Source organism: Nostoc sp. NMS8, from assembly GCF_017115045.1.
GTDB lineage: Bacteria > Cyanobacteriota > Cyanobacteriia > Cyanobacteriales > Nostocaceae > Nostoc.
The window spans coordinates 22,717-39,398 of the sequence record NZ_JABXKK010000030.1 but is presented as its reverse complement, the minus strand read 5'-3'; the positions used below and the strand labels follow the sequence as shown (position 1 = coordinate 39,398).

The window sequence follows — 16,682 nt, the reverse complement described above, 5'->3', positions numbered from 1 at the left end:
CCCCCTGATTTGGCTACAAAAGCGATAACAGGCTTTGCTCAAATTGTGCGTGCGCCAACGACTCCTGAACAACTCCAACAGTGGCTAACTAACTGTTGCAGACAGTAGTAATCTGACTGCTTTTTGGTAGAGGCGATGACCTCCGGTCGGTCGGAGACCATCGTCTCCGGCGGGCGCACTCATGCGCTCGAAAATGATAGTGTCAAGGTAGTTATCTTTTCGGGATGACACGCTCACTCAGTCGTGTCCAGTCCAGATTTACCTAGACATTACCTAGACATGAGCCAAACAGGGAAAAACAAGAAACTGGCATCTTTTAACTGCGACCAAAAGATGTGGGAGCAGTTTATCGCCCGTTGTAAGTCGAAAGGGACGACGGCAACAGCCACGCTGACCCAATTTATCGAACTCTACCTAGATGATATAGATAACCTTGATGCAATTGGTGGCAATGATTTAGATAAACGCCTCGACTCTAAGATTAAGGCAAGTGTTGAGGAGTACTTGGTTGCTGGTAACAATAGTCACCCCAGTCTTACGAATGAAACGATATTAGCTATTTGCTCACGACTTGATAAGCTCGAGTCACAGTTTTCAAGTGAATCTAGCAACGAAACCGGAGCAATCCATAATCTCGCCGATTTATCAGAAAAAATTGAGGGGATAACAGCCCGAATGACACAGTTTACCGAGGCGATTATTAAAATTCAAAATCATCTCAACAACCAACCGAGGCGGGGCAATAAATCGTACAACAACAATTCATCCTTCAAAGTGCATACTCCCCGAATGCAACCATTAACCGAAGAAGGTTTAGCTTCAAGACTTGGTGTAAGTGTAGAAACTATACGCGAGCAGCGAAATAAGCTGCACCCACCGCTTTTTGTGGCATGGTGCAAGGGGAAGGATAAATCGGGTATGGGATGGGAATTTAACGAAAATACGGGTTCATATCATTCGGTAAGTTAGTATTTTTATTAATTTTAAATACGCCTACACACTTGTTGATTTTTGGCATAACACCAGTTTAATTTCTCTCACAAGTGCTATAATTTTCCTGCTCAAAAAAATAGCAGCTTTAAATATTAATATTATTGAAAGCGTAATAAATATTCTTTTGTACTTAGGAGATAGTTAGGCGATCGCTTTCTAGGTAAAGCAAAACTTCTGCCAGCACAGTGTTTGAGCTATTTTACCTAGATCATTACCTTGACACTATATATTTGGGAATTTCCAATATACGAGCTTGTAAACTTTCTAATTTTCCCTTTGCTCGGACTAGCTGTAACCATCTGTGTGCTGCACTTTTTAATGCCCATAGGCATTACAATCTAGGCGGAAGTCCTTTTTAGCCACGACCAAACACATCTGCGAGGTCGCACCTATCCCAAACCCTTATTAATAAAGTATTTTAGCTTGGCAATCAAAGTTTTTCTTAGTTTTCTTGCTTTCTTGCATCAATTATCACTAGTAAATAACTTATAAACTTTTAAAATCATTGATTCAAATCTATATTTGAGCTTGATGCCTTCAAACCCTCAAAAATTCAAATGTATCTAATACATACTTGGTAAATTCTTGGAATTTCGTTATAAATGTTACTGTAGTAGGAATTCTTCAATTATTAAGTTTTTAGAGTAAAGAACAGTAATGTGGTCTGATAATGAGTCTGAAGTTGATTTACTAGGGTTTGATCATCTTGTAAGCGTTATTACATCAATTATACGTAATGAATCTCTGTTGCCTGCGACAATCGGAGTATACGGAGACTGGGGAAGCGGAAAGTCCAGCCTTCTGAAAAGAACTGAGGCTGTATTAGAGACTGATGAGGATGTGTTAGTGCTCTCATTCAATGGCTGGCTTTTTGAGGGCTACGAGGATGCCAAAACTGCGCTGATGGGGACGATCCTTGATGAAATTGCCAGTAAGAGGACACTTGTTCCTGCGGCAAAACATCTGATTGTTAAGTTACTTAAACGTATTAATGTAATGGAGGTTCTCACCAGAACTGGCAAAATGGGTTTGAAAGCAACATTAGCTTATGCAGTTGGAGGATTACCTGCGTTGAGTCTGAGTGGTGCCAGTGATATCGCAACACTCACAAGTGAGCTAGGTGACAAAGTTAAAGAAGTTAAATTAGAAGATGCAGAATTAGATAAATTTATTAAAGAAGACGCTAGTCAAAATTTGCGACGTGGTATTCGTGAATTCCGAAAAGACTTTGAAAAACTGCTGAAAGAAACAAAACTTAAAACTCTTGTGGTGATCATTGATGATCTTGATCGCTGTATGCCCGATACGATCATTGAAACACTGGAGGCAATTAAGCTCTTCTTGTTTGTACCCCACACAGCTTTCATCTTAGGTGCTGATGAGCGTTTAGTGAAATATGCTGTCCGGCGACGTTTTCCTGAGTTACCAGGCGAGCGAGCAGAAGTTGGCCGAGATTACCTTGAGAAGCTCGTTCAATTTGCTGTTCGTGTTCCTTCACTTGGCCGATCTGAATTGGAGACATATATAAATCTCCTTTTTTTCGCAAAAACAACCAGTCCGACTTCAGACGCTTTTAAGAAAGCTCAAGAGTATATTACTAGTTCTAGTGCAGGTTCTTTTCTCGATGTTCGTTTTAATTATGGTATTGCTAAGAGCATTCTAAATGATGAAATTCCTCCAGAACTAGCGGAAGATTTGAACATAGCTCAACGTATTGCTCCGGTTTTAGCGGTTGGTTTAAACGGTAATCCAAGGCAGTGTAAGCGATTTCTCAACACACTGATGATGCGTTTGGAAATGGCAAAGGCTAAAAAAGTTGAGATGAAGCAGCGTGTGTTGGCGAAGCTGATGCTTTTAGAGTATTTTAAACCAGAATTTTTCAAACGTTTGGCTGAACTTCAAGCAGCACAACAAGGTCAGCCAAAAGAACTTGCGATAGCTGAACAGAACAATGCACCGAAAAATTCTACAAATACCACTACTTCTAATGGACAAACTGGCGATGATAAAGATGAAACAGAAACTAGCGATAAGAGCAAAATAGCATCTAAAGGTAAAGCTACAAGTGATGATATCAAAAAATCCTCTAGTGCTAAACCTAATCCATCTCCTCTTTCTTCTGAGGCATCAACATCATCAATTTCAACGTGGCTATCAGATAGTTGGTTTACCGATTGGCTTAAAAGTAATCCCCTGTTGGCAGATGAGGATCTTAGACCCTACTTCTTTTTCTCCCGCGATATACTTCAAGGATCGCTTGGTGGTGCGTTACAACGCATGACTCCCCAAGCGCAAGAAATGCTTAAAGAGCTTTTTCAAGAGAGCGAAGCAGCACGAAATATTGCCTTGAAAAAGGCAAAAGAAATGAGTCCAGGGGATGCTTCTGCTGTATTTCAAGCTATTAGTGAAAGGGTTAGGGAAGAAGAAGACTTAGGAGATGAAAAGTCTGCGTTGAATCGACTTAACGATTTAGTAGCCGCTCGTCCTGAATTATTCAGCCAGTTTATCGCTCTTCTTAATGGAATTCCCGATAGTATTTTGCCAATTACGATTTGTCTCAAAATCGTAAATTTAGCGAAAGAAAATGGAGAAATTAATTCAAGTTTAGAACTTTTAACAAAGTGGTCAACTAGTGCAACTTCATCGCAATTGAAAGCTGCTGCAACGAATGCGATAAAACGTTTAAAAGATTTGTAATCAGGTAAGAACGCAGAGTGGGAACTTCAAAGTCCTACGAAGGGCCAAAAGATAGGACTCCGCTACTACCATCATGGGCTTTCCCTGAGCCAGGTAGTGAGGAGTTAACACTGGAATCGCCGAATTCTCCGGTTGAATTACCATCAGTGCCTCCTGTAGAAGGAAGTATGAATTGGCGTTCAAGCAAGACAAGCCTTGGAAAAGCGGTATCGAGTGGAGGCGGGAGAAGTGTTTTTGCAAAGCCAGGGCGCAATTATGTGCGTGCATTAGGAGGAGCAAGAAAAGCAGCAAAGACTTCTCGAACTGGTCGCTCTACCACAGCAGCTATAGGTCAATTTCTCACGAATGTTGGAAATCGAGGAATTAACGGAGCACTTGAAAGTCTTGGATTGTCAACATTTGTGGGGAAAGATGCTGAAACAGTCTTTGCAGCAATTTCAAATGCTCTTGCACCTGTAGGTTCTTCGAGGGAAGAAGCGATTGCAAGAAAGGCTGTCAATGAAGCTCTTGAAAACTTATATGAGCAGTATGTCTTAGATGGTGGTGATATCACTAAGCTTGATCAAATGGGTGCTCAGGAAGTGGGAAAAGCCATTGAAACAGTAGTGAGTAGCTATATTTACAATCGTTGGCTTGGGGAGCTTGAAATTGTACTTGAGAGCAAAGCTGTTTCAATTAAGGATGCAATTCGTCTTGAGAGAGATATGAAAGAATATATACGTGAATGCGTGCGATTAGATATGCAAGGAGTAAACGTGCTCACTATGGATTGGAACGGTTCATCAGGTCAGCAATTTATCGAAAAGATATTTATTGAAGCCTATAGTATTCTTGAGGAGGCTCAGTGAGTTGGAACGTTATTGTTCGAGTTGGATATTTAGATCAATACACACCTGATATCCCAACAAATGAGCCAAGAATATTCACTTCGATTGATAATCCTGGTAGCCCTTTCTTAATAAAGAATAACCTACTCACCGAAATTTTAGATAAAGCATTTATAGCACCTTCCTCTGAAGTTGTTGACTTATTAAACTTAGGAATTGCTATATATACAGCAGATTTGAAAATTCAGCGTAATTTAAGCGAAGACCGCTGGACACGAGATTTTATAATCCACATACCAGTTCTGAATCAGGATCGCTGGACACAAACTCTTCCTCATTTGGAAGAGATGCTTAATTTTCTCACAGGTGATAGCTGGCAATTTCGACTAAGACAAAGACAGCAGTTGGATAACTGGGAAGGAATAGGAAGAAATTCCTCAAATGTAGATACAATAAGTCTTTTCTCTGGTGGGCTTGATTCATTAATTGGTGCGATCGATCTGCTTGAAGAAGGCAAAGATGTTGCACTTGTAGGTCATTACGGTGCTGGTATTACCAGATCCATACAACAATTATTACTCAGTAAACTTCAAGCCACCTATGGTAAGCGTATTACACCATTTCTATTTTATGTGCAGCCCCCAAAAAGAGGAAGTGGCAAGGGAGAGCCATCAATGCGTTCTAGGTCTATCTTATTCCTTGTATTAGGTACACTAGTAGCTAATCTTTTTCCAGGTCAAAAACCACTTGTCGTAGCTGAAAATGGACTGATTTCTCTCAATGTACCACTCACACATTCTCGTATAGGAAGCCTCAGTACCCGCACTACACACCCACATTTTCTTTCGTTATACCAAAAAATACTTTCAAGCCTTGGATTAGTTACATCTATAGAACTGCCTTATAAATTTTTTACAAAGGGAGAAATGCTTGCAAATGTAAAAAATAAGGAAGTGCTAGAAAGCACAGCAAACTTAAGTATGTCGTGTTCACATCCTGAAGCTGGCCGTTTTCGGCAGGGCAGTCCTAGTAATCATTGTGGCTATTGTGTTCCATGTATTATTAGACGTGCTGCTTTAGCTTCCGTACAGCTAGATAATTGCATGTATTCCGTTGACATTTTAAAAAATCCACCTGCTTTTGATAGTAAGATGGGGCGGGACTTTCGAGCTTTTCAAATGGCAATAGAGAGACTTCAATATGCCAAGCCTCATAGTGCGCTTTTCAATGTTTTAAGTTCTGGCCCATTACCACCAGATGATGTTAAGAATTATGCTGATGTGTATTTACGAGGGATGGAAGAGGTTCGCCATTTCTTTTCTTTGTAGTTAAAAGTCATAAAAATAAATTGTTTACTATGATAAAAGAAGTTTTAAATTATTTTTAATAGCTCTTAAAACGGCTTTCTCATCAATTGACCAGAGTTCAGCTAATTTCTGAATCAAATTGCATATATCCCTGGGATACATTACAGATTTACCTAACTTTACAAATGGCCCATCAGACTCGGTAAGAATTCGTTCCTTTGGTAGTAACTCTACTAATGCTCTTCTACGGGGAGATTCAAGCATCTTAATGTTTACAGAAAAGTAGCATCCCGCTTCAACTGCCCTTAACGCTTCTTTTGAGGAACCTGTAAACCAATGGAGAACTACACGCCCTTTATCTGCGGGAAGATAGTTTTCGATCATTTCAATAACTTCGCGGGTGGCTCGACGGCTATGAACTGTTAATATTTTCCCTTGAGCAGAAGAACACAGTTCCAAAATTTTCTGAAAGACTTTACGTTGAATCTCCAACGTATTAACGAAGTCAGAAGAACCATCTAGTCCTACCTCGCCTACATACCGAGTTTCCGGTAAGTATTTCTCAAACAAATTTATTTCTTCTGCTCGTACATGAGCTAGTTGAGGATGTAATCCTAAAGCTGCACGAATATGTTGGCAATCTTTAAGGAACATTTTATTTTGAGTCCAAACACAAGGAGCATTTGTTACTGTGAGCGTTTTAATGCGTAAATCTTCACATTCTCTGATAACTTCCAAGTAGTTAGGATACAAATCTAAGTGACAGTGAAAGTCAACCAAATCAGCAGAATTAATTGATGAATCTGTCATAAATAGGCAACTGTATAAGCTGAAAGTTATAAATAGACAAAAAAGGGTTATATCGATGGGCTACGCCTCACCGGAGGAGATCGCTGCGCCTTGACTCATCTATGCCAACTGGTGCGTACTCGACAACCTGAACAACTTGATCTTTGGCTGGCACAGGCTGACAATAGCATTCTTTCTCCTTTTCGCAACTTTGCTAAAAGTTTGCGTGAAGACTATGATGCTGTCAAGGCGGGTGTAACGCTTTCAGTGAGCAATGGCCCTGTTGAAGGTCACATCAACCGATTGAAGATGTTGAAACGACAAATGTACGGTCGTGCCAGGATAAATTTACTTGAGCGACGGTTCTTGCTGGCTAGATAAAGCGCGGGCAAGTGAGGGTGAAAAGTAAACTGTATTTTTGCGATCGCTCAACTGGGAGCATCCTCGAACAGGATCACCAAAAGTGTGTCTGGTGTCGATTGTCGTAATTAATGTAGCTTAGGGAGTATCCTACAATCATAAGAGCGCGATTTATGGCGCTCGTTAGCCAATGCTGAAACATTAAAAAATAAAATGCAACTGCCCTTTAACTTAGTTCTATCTATTAAATTTTATATTTATAAGAAGAATTCAGAACTCAGGAGTCAGAATGAGCGTATGAATTCTGTACGAGTGGGTAATGAATATTGGTTAAAACCTCGCCCCTGGTGGGCGAAAAAAAATTAAAATATTCTCGCCTTAAAACTCTATCCCTTTATGGGTAGAGTATTCTGAATTCTGAATTCTGAATTCTGACTCCTGTTTTATACCTATAACTAAATTGATTATGACGTTATTATTACGCCACACTTTTATAATGCAGTCTTTATACTCCTCAAAATGCTTTAAATTCTCTTTGAGTAAATCAATCATACTTTGCTTTCCCTTGCATTGCATAGTATCCATCGTCCATCCATAAATTCCCATATTACTGTCTGAAATTCAAGCTACACTATGATTCGTCGGTCAATCGCTTCAGTAGATTATCAAACAACTCATCAATCTTGTGCGAGTCAGAAACCAGCGTCCCTCGCTCGTCGCGGAAGGTGCGATCGCGCTCCCCTTTGAAAGATAACCAGTTAAAGCTGGTAGCGACTGCAAATTTGGTATCTGAAATGAGGATTTTGGCGTGAGTATCTCCAAGTCGTTTAAGTGTAAAGCTCTTGGAATATTGGCTTGCCAGCTTTTGCAGATTCTTCTCAGCTTGAATATCTGCTGAACTGCGCTTTTCGTCCTTCTCACCTAACCCATACCCAATGAAAATTTGCACTCCTCGTTTTAGCAGATTCTCAAATTGCTGGAGAAACCAACGGTTGACCGAGTTAGCCCGAATCCAAGGTGAGAAGATCATCAGGCGTTCTCGGCTATCCTTAAGGGCTTGTTCTAGCAAGGGGCGATGTTCGTACATGTCTAACCAGCGCATCGGTACTGTTGCCAGCACAGAATCGAGTTGAAATTGAAGCTGCTCAATTTGCTTTAACGCATCTTGAAGTTGTTGATAAAGCGCTTGTTTCTCTTCATCGTCCTCTGCCTGCTCAATCTTTTCCTGAGTTGTTTCAATCTGAGCTTGAATTTTGGCTTGAGCCGCAGTCGTCTCTTTTTTAAGAATTGCAATCTCGTCAACAGGTGACTGAGCGACAAACTCACGCCCTAGTATCTCTTCAGCCAGCCTTCGCGGTTCACTCTGACTTAGTGTCTCAGCAATTCGGAGTTTCTTTACCCCATCCGCACGAGCAAAGGCAGCCTCATGTTCGCTGGAAACAATACCATCAATGACAAATGCCACCTGAATCTCATCACTCTCTTTTGCTTTAAAGACCAGTGCAGTAGCTGGTTGAAAAAAGCGTTGTCTCCGATCAATCGCCTTCAAAGCCAGTAAATCTCGCTCCTGACGAACTCTGGCTTTACTATCCTTCTCAATCTGCTGAATAATTTCGTCAACATCCTTCAACTTGAGGTCGGACAATTCTGGAGGACGTTTTGGTGAAGGCTCAATTTCAACAATGCTAAAGTCGCGCAAATCTTTTGCCTTGAGCAAGCGTGAGTTTAATTGACCATACCAGCGCGGGATTCTCAAAAGTCCATCAAAGTTAATATCGAAAGTTCGTTCTTCTGGCACAATAATTCTGGCTTCTTGTAAAGTTTTCTCTCCCTTTTTCGTTAGCTTCCATACCTGAAATTGTGAAACATCAGGAGCAATTAGATCAATGTCTTCACTCACCCGTAGATTGACCATTGCTTCTCGGATCGTTAGTAATTCCAAACCCAGAAATCCGGCAATTTCTTCTTCGGATGAAAGACCAACATTAATCGCCTTCAGAACGTACTCCTCAATCGGCGGAATTGGTTTACGAACCTGAGTCAGAGCTTCAACAGTAATTTTGTAGACGGGCAGCCCAACTTCCTGGCAGCAAACCAGGTCAAACCCGGAACGATTATCATAGCGACGCAGGTCTTCTAGATGTAAAGACGTAAATTCTTCCCAGGTCATAAGTTTGGCTCCGTCTGAATACAATCTTCTGGGTGTTGTTCAATGTAGTGCAGGACACTATGTAGAGGACTGTGACTTAACGCTCGACAAAATTGATGATCGCCAACAATCAGCAAACCAACCCGTCCTCTAGATAGCGCCACATTTAGTCTGGCTTCATCTTTGAGAAATCCAATTTTGCCATCTTTGTTGGAGCGAGTGACCGAGTAAACAACGATATCTGCTTCTCGCCCCTGAAAGGCATCAACAGTGTTGCACTCGATTGTCAAAGCTTTTAGGCTACTTTGTTCTGCATCCAAGCCGCGATTGAGCAATTTCAGTTGGGCTGCATACCCGCTCAAAACTGCTACAGTGTAATGTTTTTGAGCTTCTTCTGCAACTCGGTTAAGTTGTTTAAGCCACTGAACAATAACTCTGACTTCACAGGAGTTCTCAAAGCTAGACTTAAGGACTTGTTCGCGGCTATTTTGTAGCTTGGAGGTAGTCAACCATGTGACAGGTCGTTGCAAAACCTGACTCAAAGTTTTATCTATTGCAGGCCCCTTACTACCCAACTGACCTTCATAAAAGCAGGTGCTGATCAACTTTCCTATCGGCTCAACCATTCGATGCTGAATTGCCAGCATCTTACGGCAAGCATCTGGCAAGGTTCTTAACAAGCGATCAAACAGGGTTTCTTGAATGTCCCCTGATGCCAATTCATACTCTTCCAAAAATTCGGAATTTCGGCTGGCTTCATCTTGAAACGGTGGTAGTTGTTTGGGATCGCCTACCAGTATCCATTTTTTTGAACGCGCCATTGGTACTAAAACTTCAGTCGCGGTTGCTTTAGAAGCCTCATCAACAATGCATAGATCAAATTCAATGTCAGAAATTTCTCTGGAGATGCCAATACAAGTTCCCGCAACGACTTGCGATCGCTTGATCAAAGGTGCATTAAATCGTTCATTGCGCCCAAACTGCTCGAACCATTGTGTTTGCAGACTAATTAGCTGTTGGAGGATTTTTGCATTAGGTGAGTTGGGATCAATCAAGCTCTTGCTCCTCTGCTCTAATTCTTCAGCTGATAGTCTTAGCAATTCATCAATAGTTTTGATGCGCGTAATTTCTTGAAGACGTTTTGCTTTGTGTTTCTGCTCATCCCGTGCAGCCTTTGCCTGTTTCTCTAGTTGTTCGATTTCCTCTTCTAATCGCTGAAACTCCTCCACCCTGTCCGTTGGTACATTTCGCTGTCGTCGAGATTTGGGTTTTCCTTCATCATTGAGTGCGGAAAAATTATCTTCCCTCTCCTGCTTACGGCTTGCCAGTTCTACTCTTAGAGACTCTAGGTTCAAGGCAATATTTTTCAACTCTTGAAATAGAACAGCTTTCTCCAAATCCTGCTGAGAAATTCCGCTACGTGCAGACCAATTAGCGAGGAACTGTTGCCCTTGGGCGATCGCATTTTCCCGCCACTTCCCCATTTGTTCTTCCAAAAGCAACGAGTAAACACCTTCTGATACCCGCTCATGATTGCCAATGCGAATCAGCTTCAAGTTGGAGTTTTTTTCTTGAATTCGTTCCAATGCGTTATCGAGTGCAACGTGAGTTTGAGAACTTAGCAGAATTCGCGCTTCAGAGTTCTGCTGAAGGGTTTGCAGGATGACTTCTGTAATAAACGTTGTTTTACCTGTTCCTGGTGGCCCTTGAACTAACAGAAAGTCTTGTATTGACAGGGCTGCTTTTACAACTTCCTTCTGAGACTCATTCAAAAATTGGATGAATTTAATCTCGATATCCAAGGTAGGGGCCTGAATTTCTTGAGGATTGGCTAGTAACTCTCGTAAGTCAGAGCGAACAGCACGATCGTACCGAATTGCATCTAGGGCATTTTTTTGGCGGTTCAGGGCAATTTCAGCCAAGCGAGTATCAAATCGCAGTTCCCCTGTTTGAGGTAAGCGATCTGGTTCACCGTATTTCACGTACAGAACCAGTTTGTCATCAACCACTTCCACTACGTCTCCACCCAAAATGCTAAATCCGTTGGAACGTGTCACATGGCGTGGTTGTCCGGTAATGTCTGACTCTGGTAATTCTGCAATTTGAAAAATGACACGACTGCCATCAGGTGTAACACTTGTGTATTTAATCGGCTCTTCTCGCTTCTGTTCCCAGTCTGTCTTCGCCCTGAGAATGTCCCACCACACTCGAAAGATACGTTGTTTCTCCTCTTCCGCTCGTGATTGCCTTAAATTTGCCTCATGCTCTTCAACCCCCAGTTGAAGTTCTCTAATGACATCCTCAGCTTCCCATTTAACGATTGGTTTTCCAAATTTGAATTCATAAGGCAGTTGCCAGGATCGTTCCCGGTTTTGTTCTAGGACAACACTAGAAAAGCTTTGAGCATTGATTATAACTAGACAATCTTGCTCTGCTGCAACTAAATAGCGGTAAGAGAAGCCAAAAATTGAATAATGATTATCAGCAGATTGTCCATTTGTGCCACTGCTTGACTTCTTAGCAATGCCACATCCAGCATTTAAGTCCTCAAGTAGAACCTTCTGAATTTCCGTCTCTGGTAACTGAAGCTCATTCTCAAGGTTTCTCACAGCATTACGAGTCAGTTGGAGATAACAGGAGTATTTTCGGGTTGTTTGCTTGCGCGATCGCTTCTGCTGAATTGCTTCTAACTCTGCTAATAATACTTCTGCGTTTGGTTGCCGTTCCGCAGGATCGTTCGAGACAGCACGTTCGATAATTTCGATGATTTCAGGGGGAGCATCAAGGGCAGCGATCGCACTCGAAAAGCTACTGTAATCGAGATCAACCTCAGTCAAGCATTTCAGCGTCATTACCCCAAAACTAAATACATCACGGGTATAAGGGTAAGAACCGTCATCTTCTTCTTGAGGTGTAAAGGGACGAGAGACAAATTCCCTTAACGTTACAGTTGGGCGAAAATAACCCCTGAGTTTGGAAATTCCAAAATCAGCCAGTTTCAACCTGCCATCACTACTAATTAGAATATTGTTTGGTTTGAGATCCCGATGAACGTATTTACGCTCGTGAGAAAATGCAAGTGCATTTAGTATTGGAAGAGCTAACCTCTCCCAATAAGAATCCCATCCTTCTAATGGAGTTTCTGTCAGCAGTACCGCTAAATCTCTCTCCATCCACTCTAAGACCAAGAAATATTCTCCAGTCTGTTTATCTCGTCCTGAATCAAAAAGCTCGACAATGCTGGGATGCTTTAACTCCCTGAGTGCCTGAGTTTCGCGTCGGAAGGATTCAACTAAGATGTCTACTTCAATTTGCCCATGTTTGAAAACTTTGACTGCTACCTGTCGCAATCCTTCTTTCATGTCAATGGCTTGGTAGACATCCGCCATACCACCAGAGCGCAGGTTGGCAGATAAAGCGTAGCGATCATTAATGATACGAGGCGACATGGTTGTAGATTTTACCTGATAAGCTAATTATTCCCTTTACCTAAGCAAAACTCACAAGTATCTCTTGGTATGGTCTACGAACTCAAAAATATCAATAGAATCTGACCACAGTTGGGAAGTATTAAATATATATTCAGGATCTCGCTGAATGGCTGCATCTGCTACCTCAAACTTAGCATCCGCAGGGCGAAAGGCAATTTGAATCTGAACTTCCTTAAAATCCTTGGTTAGCACTTTATGCCCTTTGAATACAGTAGTATATAAGCAAGTCAATCGTTGTTGCCCATCTACGATCAGTAGACGAGGGGTTTTAACCTGTTTGGAGGTAGTGCCTATATGTCGAGTATTGGTGAGATGGTCAGTTGCCCACAACAACAAGTAACCTACTGGAAAGCCTTGATACATTGAGTCAAACAAATCTCGTACTTTCGCAGCTTCCCAAACAAACAGACGCTGAATATCAGGTAAGCCAATCTCACCAAGTTCAATATCATGGATGAGACTTGTAAGCGAATAGGTGATTTGTTTGAAAAGAATTTTGGCCATTGTAGATGCAAGTTAATGTTCAGCTTGCATCCGTATAAATATTTCTACCAAAATAGAGAAATCTATATACTAGCAACTTGAGTAAAGTTTCGGATTTATATATAAATTTTATACATTGATTTTTACTACAAATAATCTAATGGGAAAGCCATTGATGTTTAGAGCCGTGTGGTTAGGATTTTTGGAGTAAATTAGCTTTGCATCATCAAAATAAAATGTGCGAATTTCTGATGCTTGAGGTAATCAATTTACCGCATGGTGGAATTAAACATTTACCTTCCACGGGCAATGGAAATTAAAATTCTACTTTTTTGGCTATTTTTAATATCGTTTTTTCTACGCCTAGCTTTTCTACTAACACAGGCACACCAAAAAACTCAAAGTCGCTACCAAACTACTAGAAAAAAATTAGTATGCAGGTCAGAACGCAAACAGCAATATTTACTTCAGTATTCCCAAAACAGGGAAATGGCAAAAGCTTTTGACTCTGGTTCAAGGCGACGTAGCTACTGCCAAACGATTAATTGAATTTGAGTAACGGCGCAATCCTACCCACAGCATTGACTGGTGTGTGGAAAAAGTACTGTGGCAATTAAAACGCGATCGCTGTTTCTAAGTTAGTCAAGTAGTCAAGCGAGTAACTAGTTTTATCCACATATATCAGTTATTCGCGGAGCATTCTGTATAATTTAGTACTTAGCGGTTTTCATCACTAATTACTTCATGAAGACTTTACTTTTCCTACTGAGCAAGAATAAAGCCACTTCTACCGTACTTGACCGAATACGGTTTACCTCGTATTCATTAGACAAATTTTTTACCAATCTAGTTATAGGAATTTCCAGGTTGCATTAATGAGTTATACAGAATACCAAAAAAAGTTTAATAAAGCACTTGACGATGAAATTAGAGCATTACGAAAAAGTGGTGGACAAAAAACCTTTTTGAGCGACGGTTCCTTTTTAGGTAAACGTGGTGGTCAATATATATATTCCCTTACCACAGATACTGAACTGCGTTTCCCTGATGATACTCCAGTAGATTTAGAGTATAAAAGCAAAAGATATAGTGGAATTTTAGTTTCTGTTGAAGGCTTTGATATTATTTTGGCATTACAGCAAAATTTAGGAGATTCAATTCCTACAGCTATACTCTATACCTCTCCCTGGTTTTTATTGGAAGAACTTAAAAAGCGATTGCTAGAAAGTTCTAATCTAAAGGGAGCTAATAGAAACCTAGCAGAAATATTACTAGGGGATAAAAGTGAAACCAACTCTTCAACAAGCAATAGCCAAAAACTGTTAAATCAAATTGAGCAACGACTACAAAAACCAATAGGTTGCAATGAATATCAGAAATCTGCTGTTGACAAGGTACTTAATCGCCAAGTTAGTTTTATTTGGGGGCCACCAGGAACAGGAAAAACTAAAACTCTGGGAATCACCGTAGCTGCATTGGTTCAAGCTGGTGAGTCAGTTTTAGTGGTAGCTCATAGCAACACTGCTGTTGATACAGCTATGAAAAGTGTAGCTGAGTATTTGCAAGGTGCGCCTATTTATGAAAATGGGCTAGTGTTGCGCTATGGAGTTGCCACCCCTGGCAGTCTAAACGAGTTTCCGCAGTTACACGTTAGAGGAGTAGCACGTTGGCAGAATCCAAACTTAATAGAGCAAATTGAACGGTTAGAAAAACAACGCAAAGATTTAGTCAAGCGATCGCGTCAGGAAAAGCTAACCCAACTGCAACGCCAGAGTATTCAAAATGACATTGCCACTGTCAAACAAGCATTGCAGCCCCTCAAAGAACAGTTGAAGCAGAAAGAAGCTGAACTGATCAAACAAGCAACAGTGGTTGGCTGCACCTTATCAAAGGCAGCGATCGCCAAAGAAATCTACCAACGCCGTTTTGATGCCATAGTAGTGGACGAGGCAAGTATGGCTTATATTCCCCACTGTGCTTATGTCAGCACCCTGGCCAATCGTCGTATTGCTATTTTTGGTGACTTTCGCCAGTTAGGGCCTATCTCACAAGCAGAGACAGAGGCAACGGAGCAATGGCTACAACGAGATATCTTTGATGAAGCTGGTATTACTCAAAAGGTAAATAATGGTCAAATTGACTCACGCATGGTGCTATTAAAAACACAGTACCGCATGAATCCAGCTATTTCTAAAATACCAAATCAGCTTTTTTACAATGGTCAACTGCAAGATGGCTCTGGTGTAGAGCAAAGGACAATGCCGATTGTCCAGAGTCAGCCACATCCTGGGTCAGCCCTAATCTTGTATGACTTGAGCCAACTTTCAGCTTTTTGTTTTAAAGAACAGCAGTCTCACAGCCGTTTTAATATTATCTCAGCTTTAGTAGCAGTCAATCTAGCTTACCAAAGTACCCAGACTAATTATTTCAGCGTCGGTATCATTGCTCCTTACAATGCCCAAGCACGTTTAATCCAACGTTTGCTGCAAGATTTGCACCTTACTGACAAGTCTGTAAAAGTAGCTACAGTTCATCGCTTTCAAGGGGCAGAACAGAATCTGATTATTTTTGATGCTGTTGAAGGTTCACCACAAGCTAAGGCAGGAAAATTGGTTACAGGTGGAACGCAAAGTACAGCTATGCGACTTGCCAATGTTGCTGTTAGTAGAGCGCAAGGTAAATTTATTGGTTTATTTAATTATCAATATATTCAGAAAACCCTTAACTCTTTTAATATTTTTCGTAAATTTGTTGACCGTATATATGCTCAAGCTAAGACCCAATCACTCACATGGGCTTTACAACCACTCAGCGATTTACCAGGAGTAACTTATTTTTCTAAAAGCCAAGATGCTTTAAAACAAATAAAGTTAGACTTACTTGCAACTAAGGAAGAAATCGCCATAGATTGGTCAAGCTCAACTAGCAACAATCAGTTTCCTTTGGACACATTGAAGCAGTGTAATTCTCGTAGTGTCCGATTTTTTATCACGGGTCAAAGCCGCAATTCTATTGCTACTGGGCTACAAAATACTCGTCTCTGGGATAATAAGGCTAATACGAGTATAGGTTTAGTTGGTATTGACCGTAAGTGTTTGTGGATATACTTAAATCCGAATTCACCATTAACACCAGTTATTCGGATAGATTTACCACAAACAACAAAATTATTGTATAGCTTTTTACATTTAGTACCTGAACAAGATCCAGGCTCCATAACAACTAAAATCAGTCAAGGCGAAAATCCATTTGGTCAATGCCCTGATTGCGGACAACCTCGCTGGTATAGCCGTACTGAATATGGATCTTATATTACTTGTTCTAAAGATACCAAACATTCTCGTAGGAAAATGAATGAAAAAGATACAACCCTTTTGATGAGATTCATGAATATTAACTGTTCAATATGTAAGCAACAAGCAAGTGCTTACAAAAGCTATAAAGGTATTTATATAGGCTGCTCACAACGAAATTGTAGCTGGTCAACATCACTAGAATCATTAATTTAAGTCTACGATTGCCTGATTTTTATGACAACTATTCAAAGAACTTTTGTAGTTTGTGACCTAAATCAGTGCCAAAATCT

10 protein-coding genes and 1 pseudogene are annotated in these 16,682 nt (G+C 40.8%); 6 read left to right on the top strand and 5 right to left on the bottom strand.

Going from position 1 to position 16,682, the window contains the following annotated elements:
- Positions 1-84: 84 nt before the first annotated feature.
- Positions 85-231 carry a hypothetical protein gene (locus tag HWQ39_RS03455; protein WP_190241088.1) on the bottom strand — a complete coding sequence of 49 codons (147 nt, stop codon included), beginning with the start codon at positions 229-231 and terminating at the stop codon, positions 85-87.
- A gap of 48 nt (positions 232-279) precedes the next feature.
- Here HWQ39_RS03455 and HWQ39_RS03450 point away from each other — a divergent pair, with 48 nt between their 5' ends.
- The 4 genes from HWQ39_RS03450 (at position 280) to qatC (ending at position 5,845) form a co-directional block, all read left to right on the top strand.
- Positions 280-969: a hypothetical protein gene (locus HWQ39_RS03450; protein ID WP_292841622.1), complete on the top strand. Its 690-nt coding sequence runs from the start codon at positions 280-282 to the stop codon at positions 967-969.
- A gap of 681 nt (positions 970-1,650) precedes the next feature.
- Positions 1,651-3,690, top strand: coding sequence for a P-loop NTPase fold protein (locus tag HWQ39_RS03445; RefSeq protein ID WP_292841619.1), 2,040 nt, complete (start codon positions 1,651-1,653; stop codon positions 3,688-3,690).
- A gap of 167 nt (positions 3,691-3,857) precedes the next feature.
- On the top strand, positions 3,858-4,538 hold the full coding sequence (qatB, locus tag HWQ39_RS03440) for a Qat anti-phage system associated protein QatB (RefSeq protein ID WP_292841616.1): 681 nt from the start codon (positions 3,858-3,860) through the stop codon (positions 4,536-4,538).
- The gene (qatC, locus tag HWQ39_RS03435; RefSeq protein WP_292841613.1) at positions 4,535-5,845 is read left to right on the top strand and encodes a Qat anti-phage system QueC-like protein QatC; all 1,311 of its coding nucleotides are present in this window, start codon (positions 4,535-4,537) and stop codon (positions 5,843-5,845) included. The genes qatB and qatC overlap by 4 nt, the downstream gene beginning before the upstream one ends.
- Positions 5,846-5,872: 27 nt before the next feature.
- Here the strand turns inward: qatC and qatD are convergent, their stop codons facing one another.
- Entirely contained in the window at positions 5,873-6,634 is a 762-nt protein-coding gene (gene qatD, locus HWQ39_RS03430) for a Qat anti-phage system TatD family nuclease QatD (protein WP_292841610.1), read from the bottom strand.
- A gap of 108 nt (positions 6,635-6,742) precedes the next feature.
- Between qatD and HWQ39_RS03425 the strand changes: the two are divergent.
- Positions 6,743-6,994, top strand: a pseudogene (locus HWQ39_RS03425) (transposase); the annotation flags it as partial.
- A 610-nt stretch (positions 6,995-7,604) separates the two neighbouring features.
- Here the strand turns inward: HWQ39_RS03425 and HWQ39_RS03420 are convergent.
- The 3 genes from HWQ39_RS03420 to HWQ39_RS03410 are packed head-to-tail and all read right to left on the bottom strand — an operon-like array spanning position 7,605 to position 13,117.
- On the bottom strand, positions 7,605-9,143 hold the full coding sequence (locus HWQ39_RS03420; RefSeq protein ID WP_292841607.1) for a hypothetical protein: 1,539 nt from the start codon (positions 9,141-9,143) through the stop codon (positions 7,605-7,607).
- On the bottom strand, positions 9,140-12,571 hold the full coding sequence (locus tag HWQ39_RS03415) for a serine/threonine-protein kinase (RefSeq protein WP_292841604.1): 3,432 nt from the start codon (positions 12,569-12,571) through the stop codon (positions 9,140-9,142). Before HWQ39_RS03415 ends, HWQ39_RS03420 begins: the two co-directional genes overlap by 4 nt.
- 51 nt (positions 12,572-12,622) lie before the next feature.
- Positions 12,623-13,117, bottom strand: coding sequence for a DUF262 domain-containing protein (locus HWQ39_RS03410; protein WP_292841601.1), 495 nt, complete (start codon positions 13,115-13,117; stop codon positions 12,623-12,625).
- Between the two features lie 854 nt (positions 13,118-13,971).
- Here HWQ39_RS03410 and HWQ39_RS03405 point away from each other — a divergent pair.
- The gene (locus tag HWQ39_RS03405; RefSeq protein ID WP_292841598.1) at positions 13,972-16,605 is read left to right on the top strand and encodes an ATP-binding protein; all 2,634 of its coding nucleotides are present in this window, start codon (positions 13,972-13,974) and stop codon (positions 16,603-16,605) included.
- Positions 16,606-16,682 lie beyond the last annotated feature (77 nt).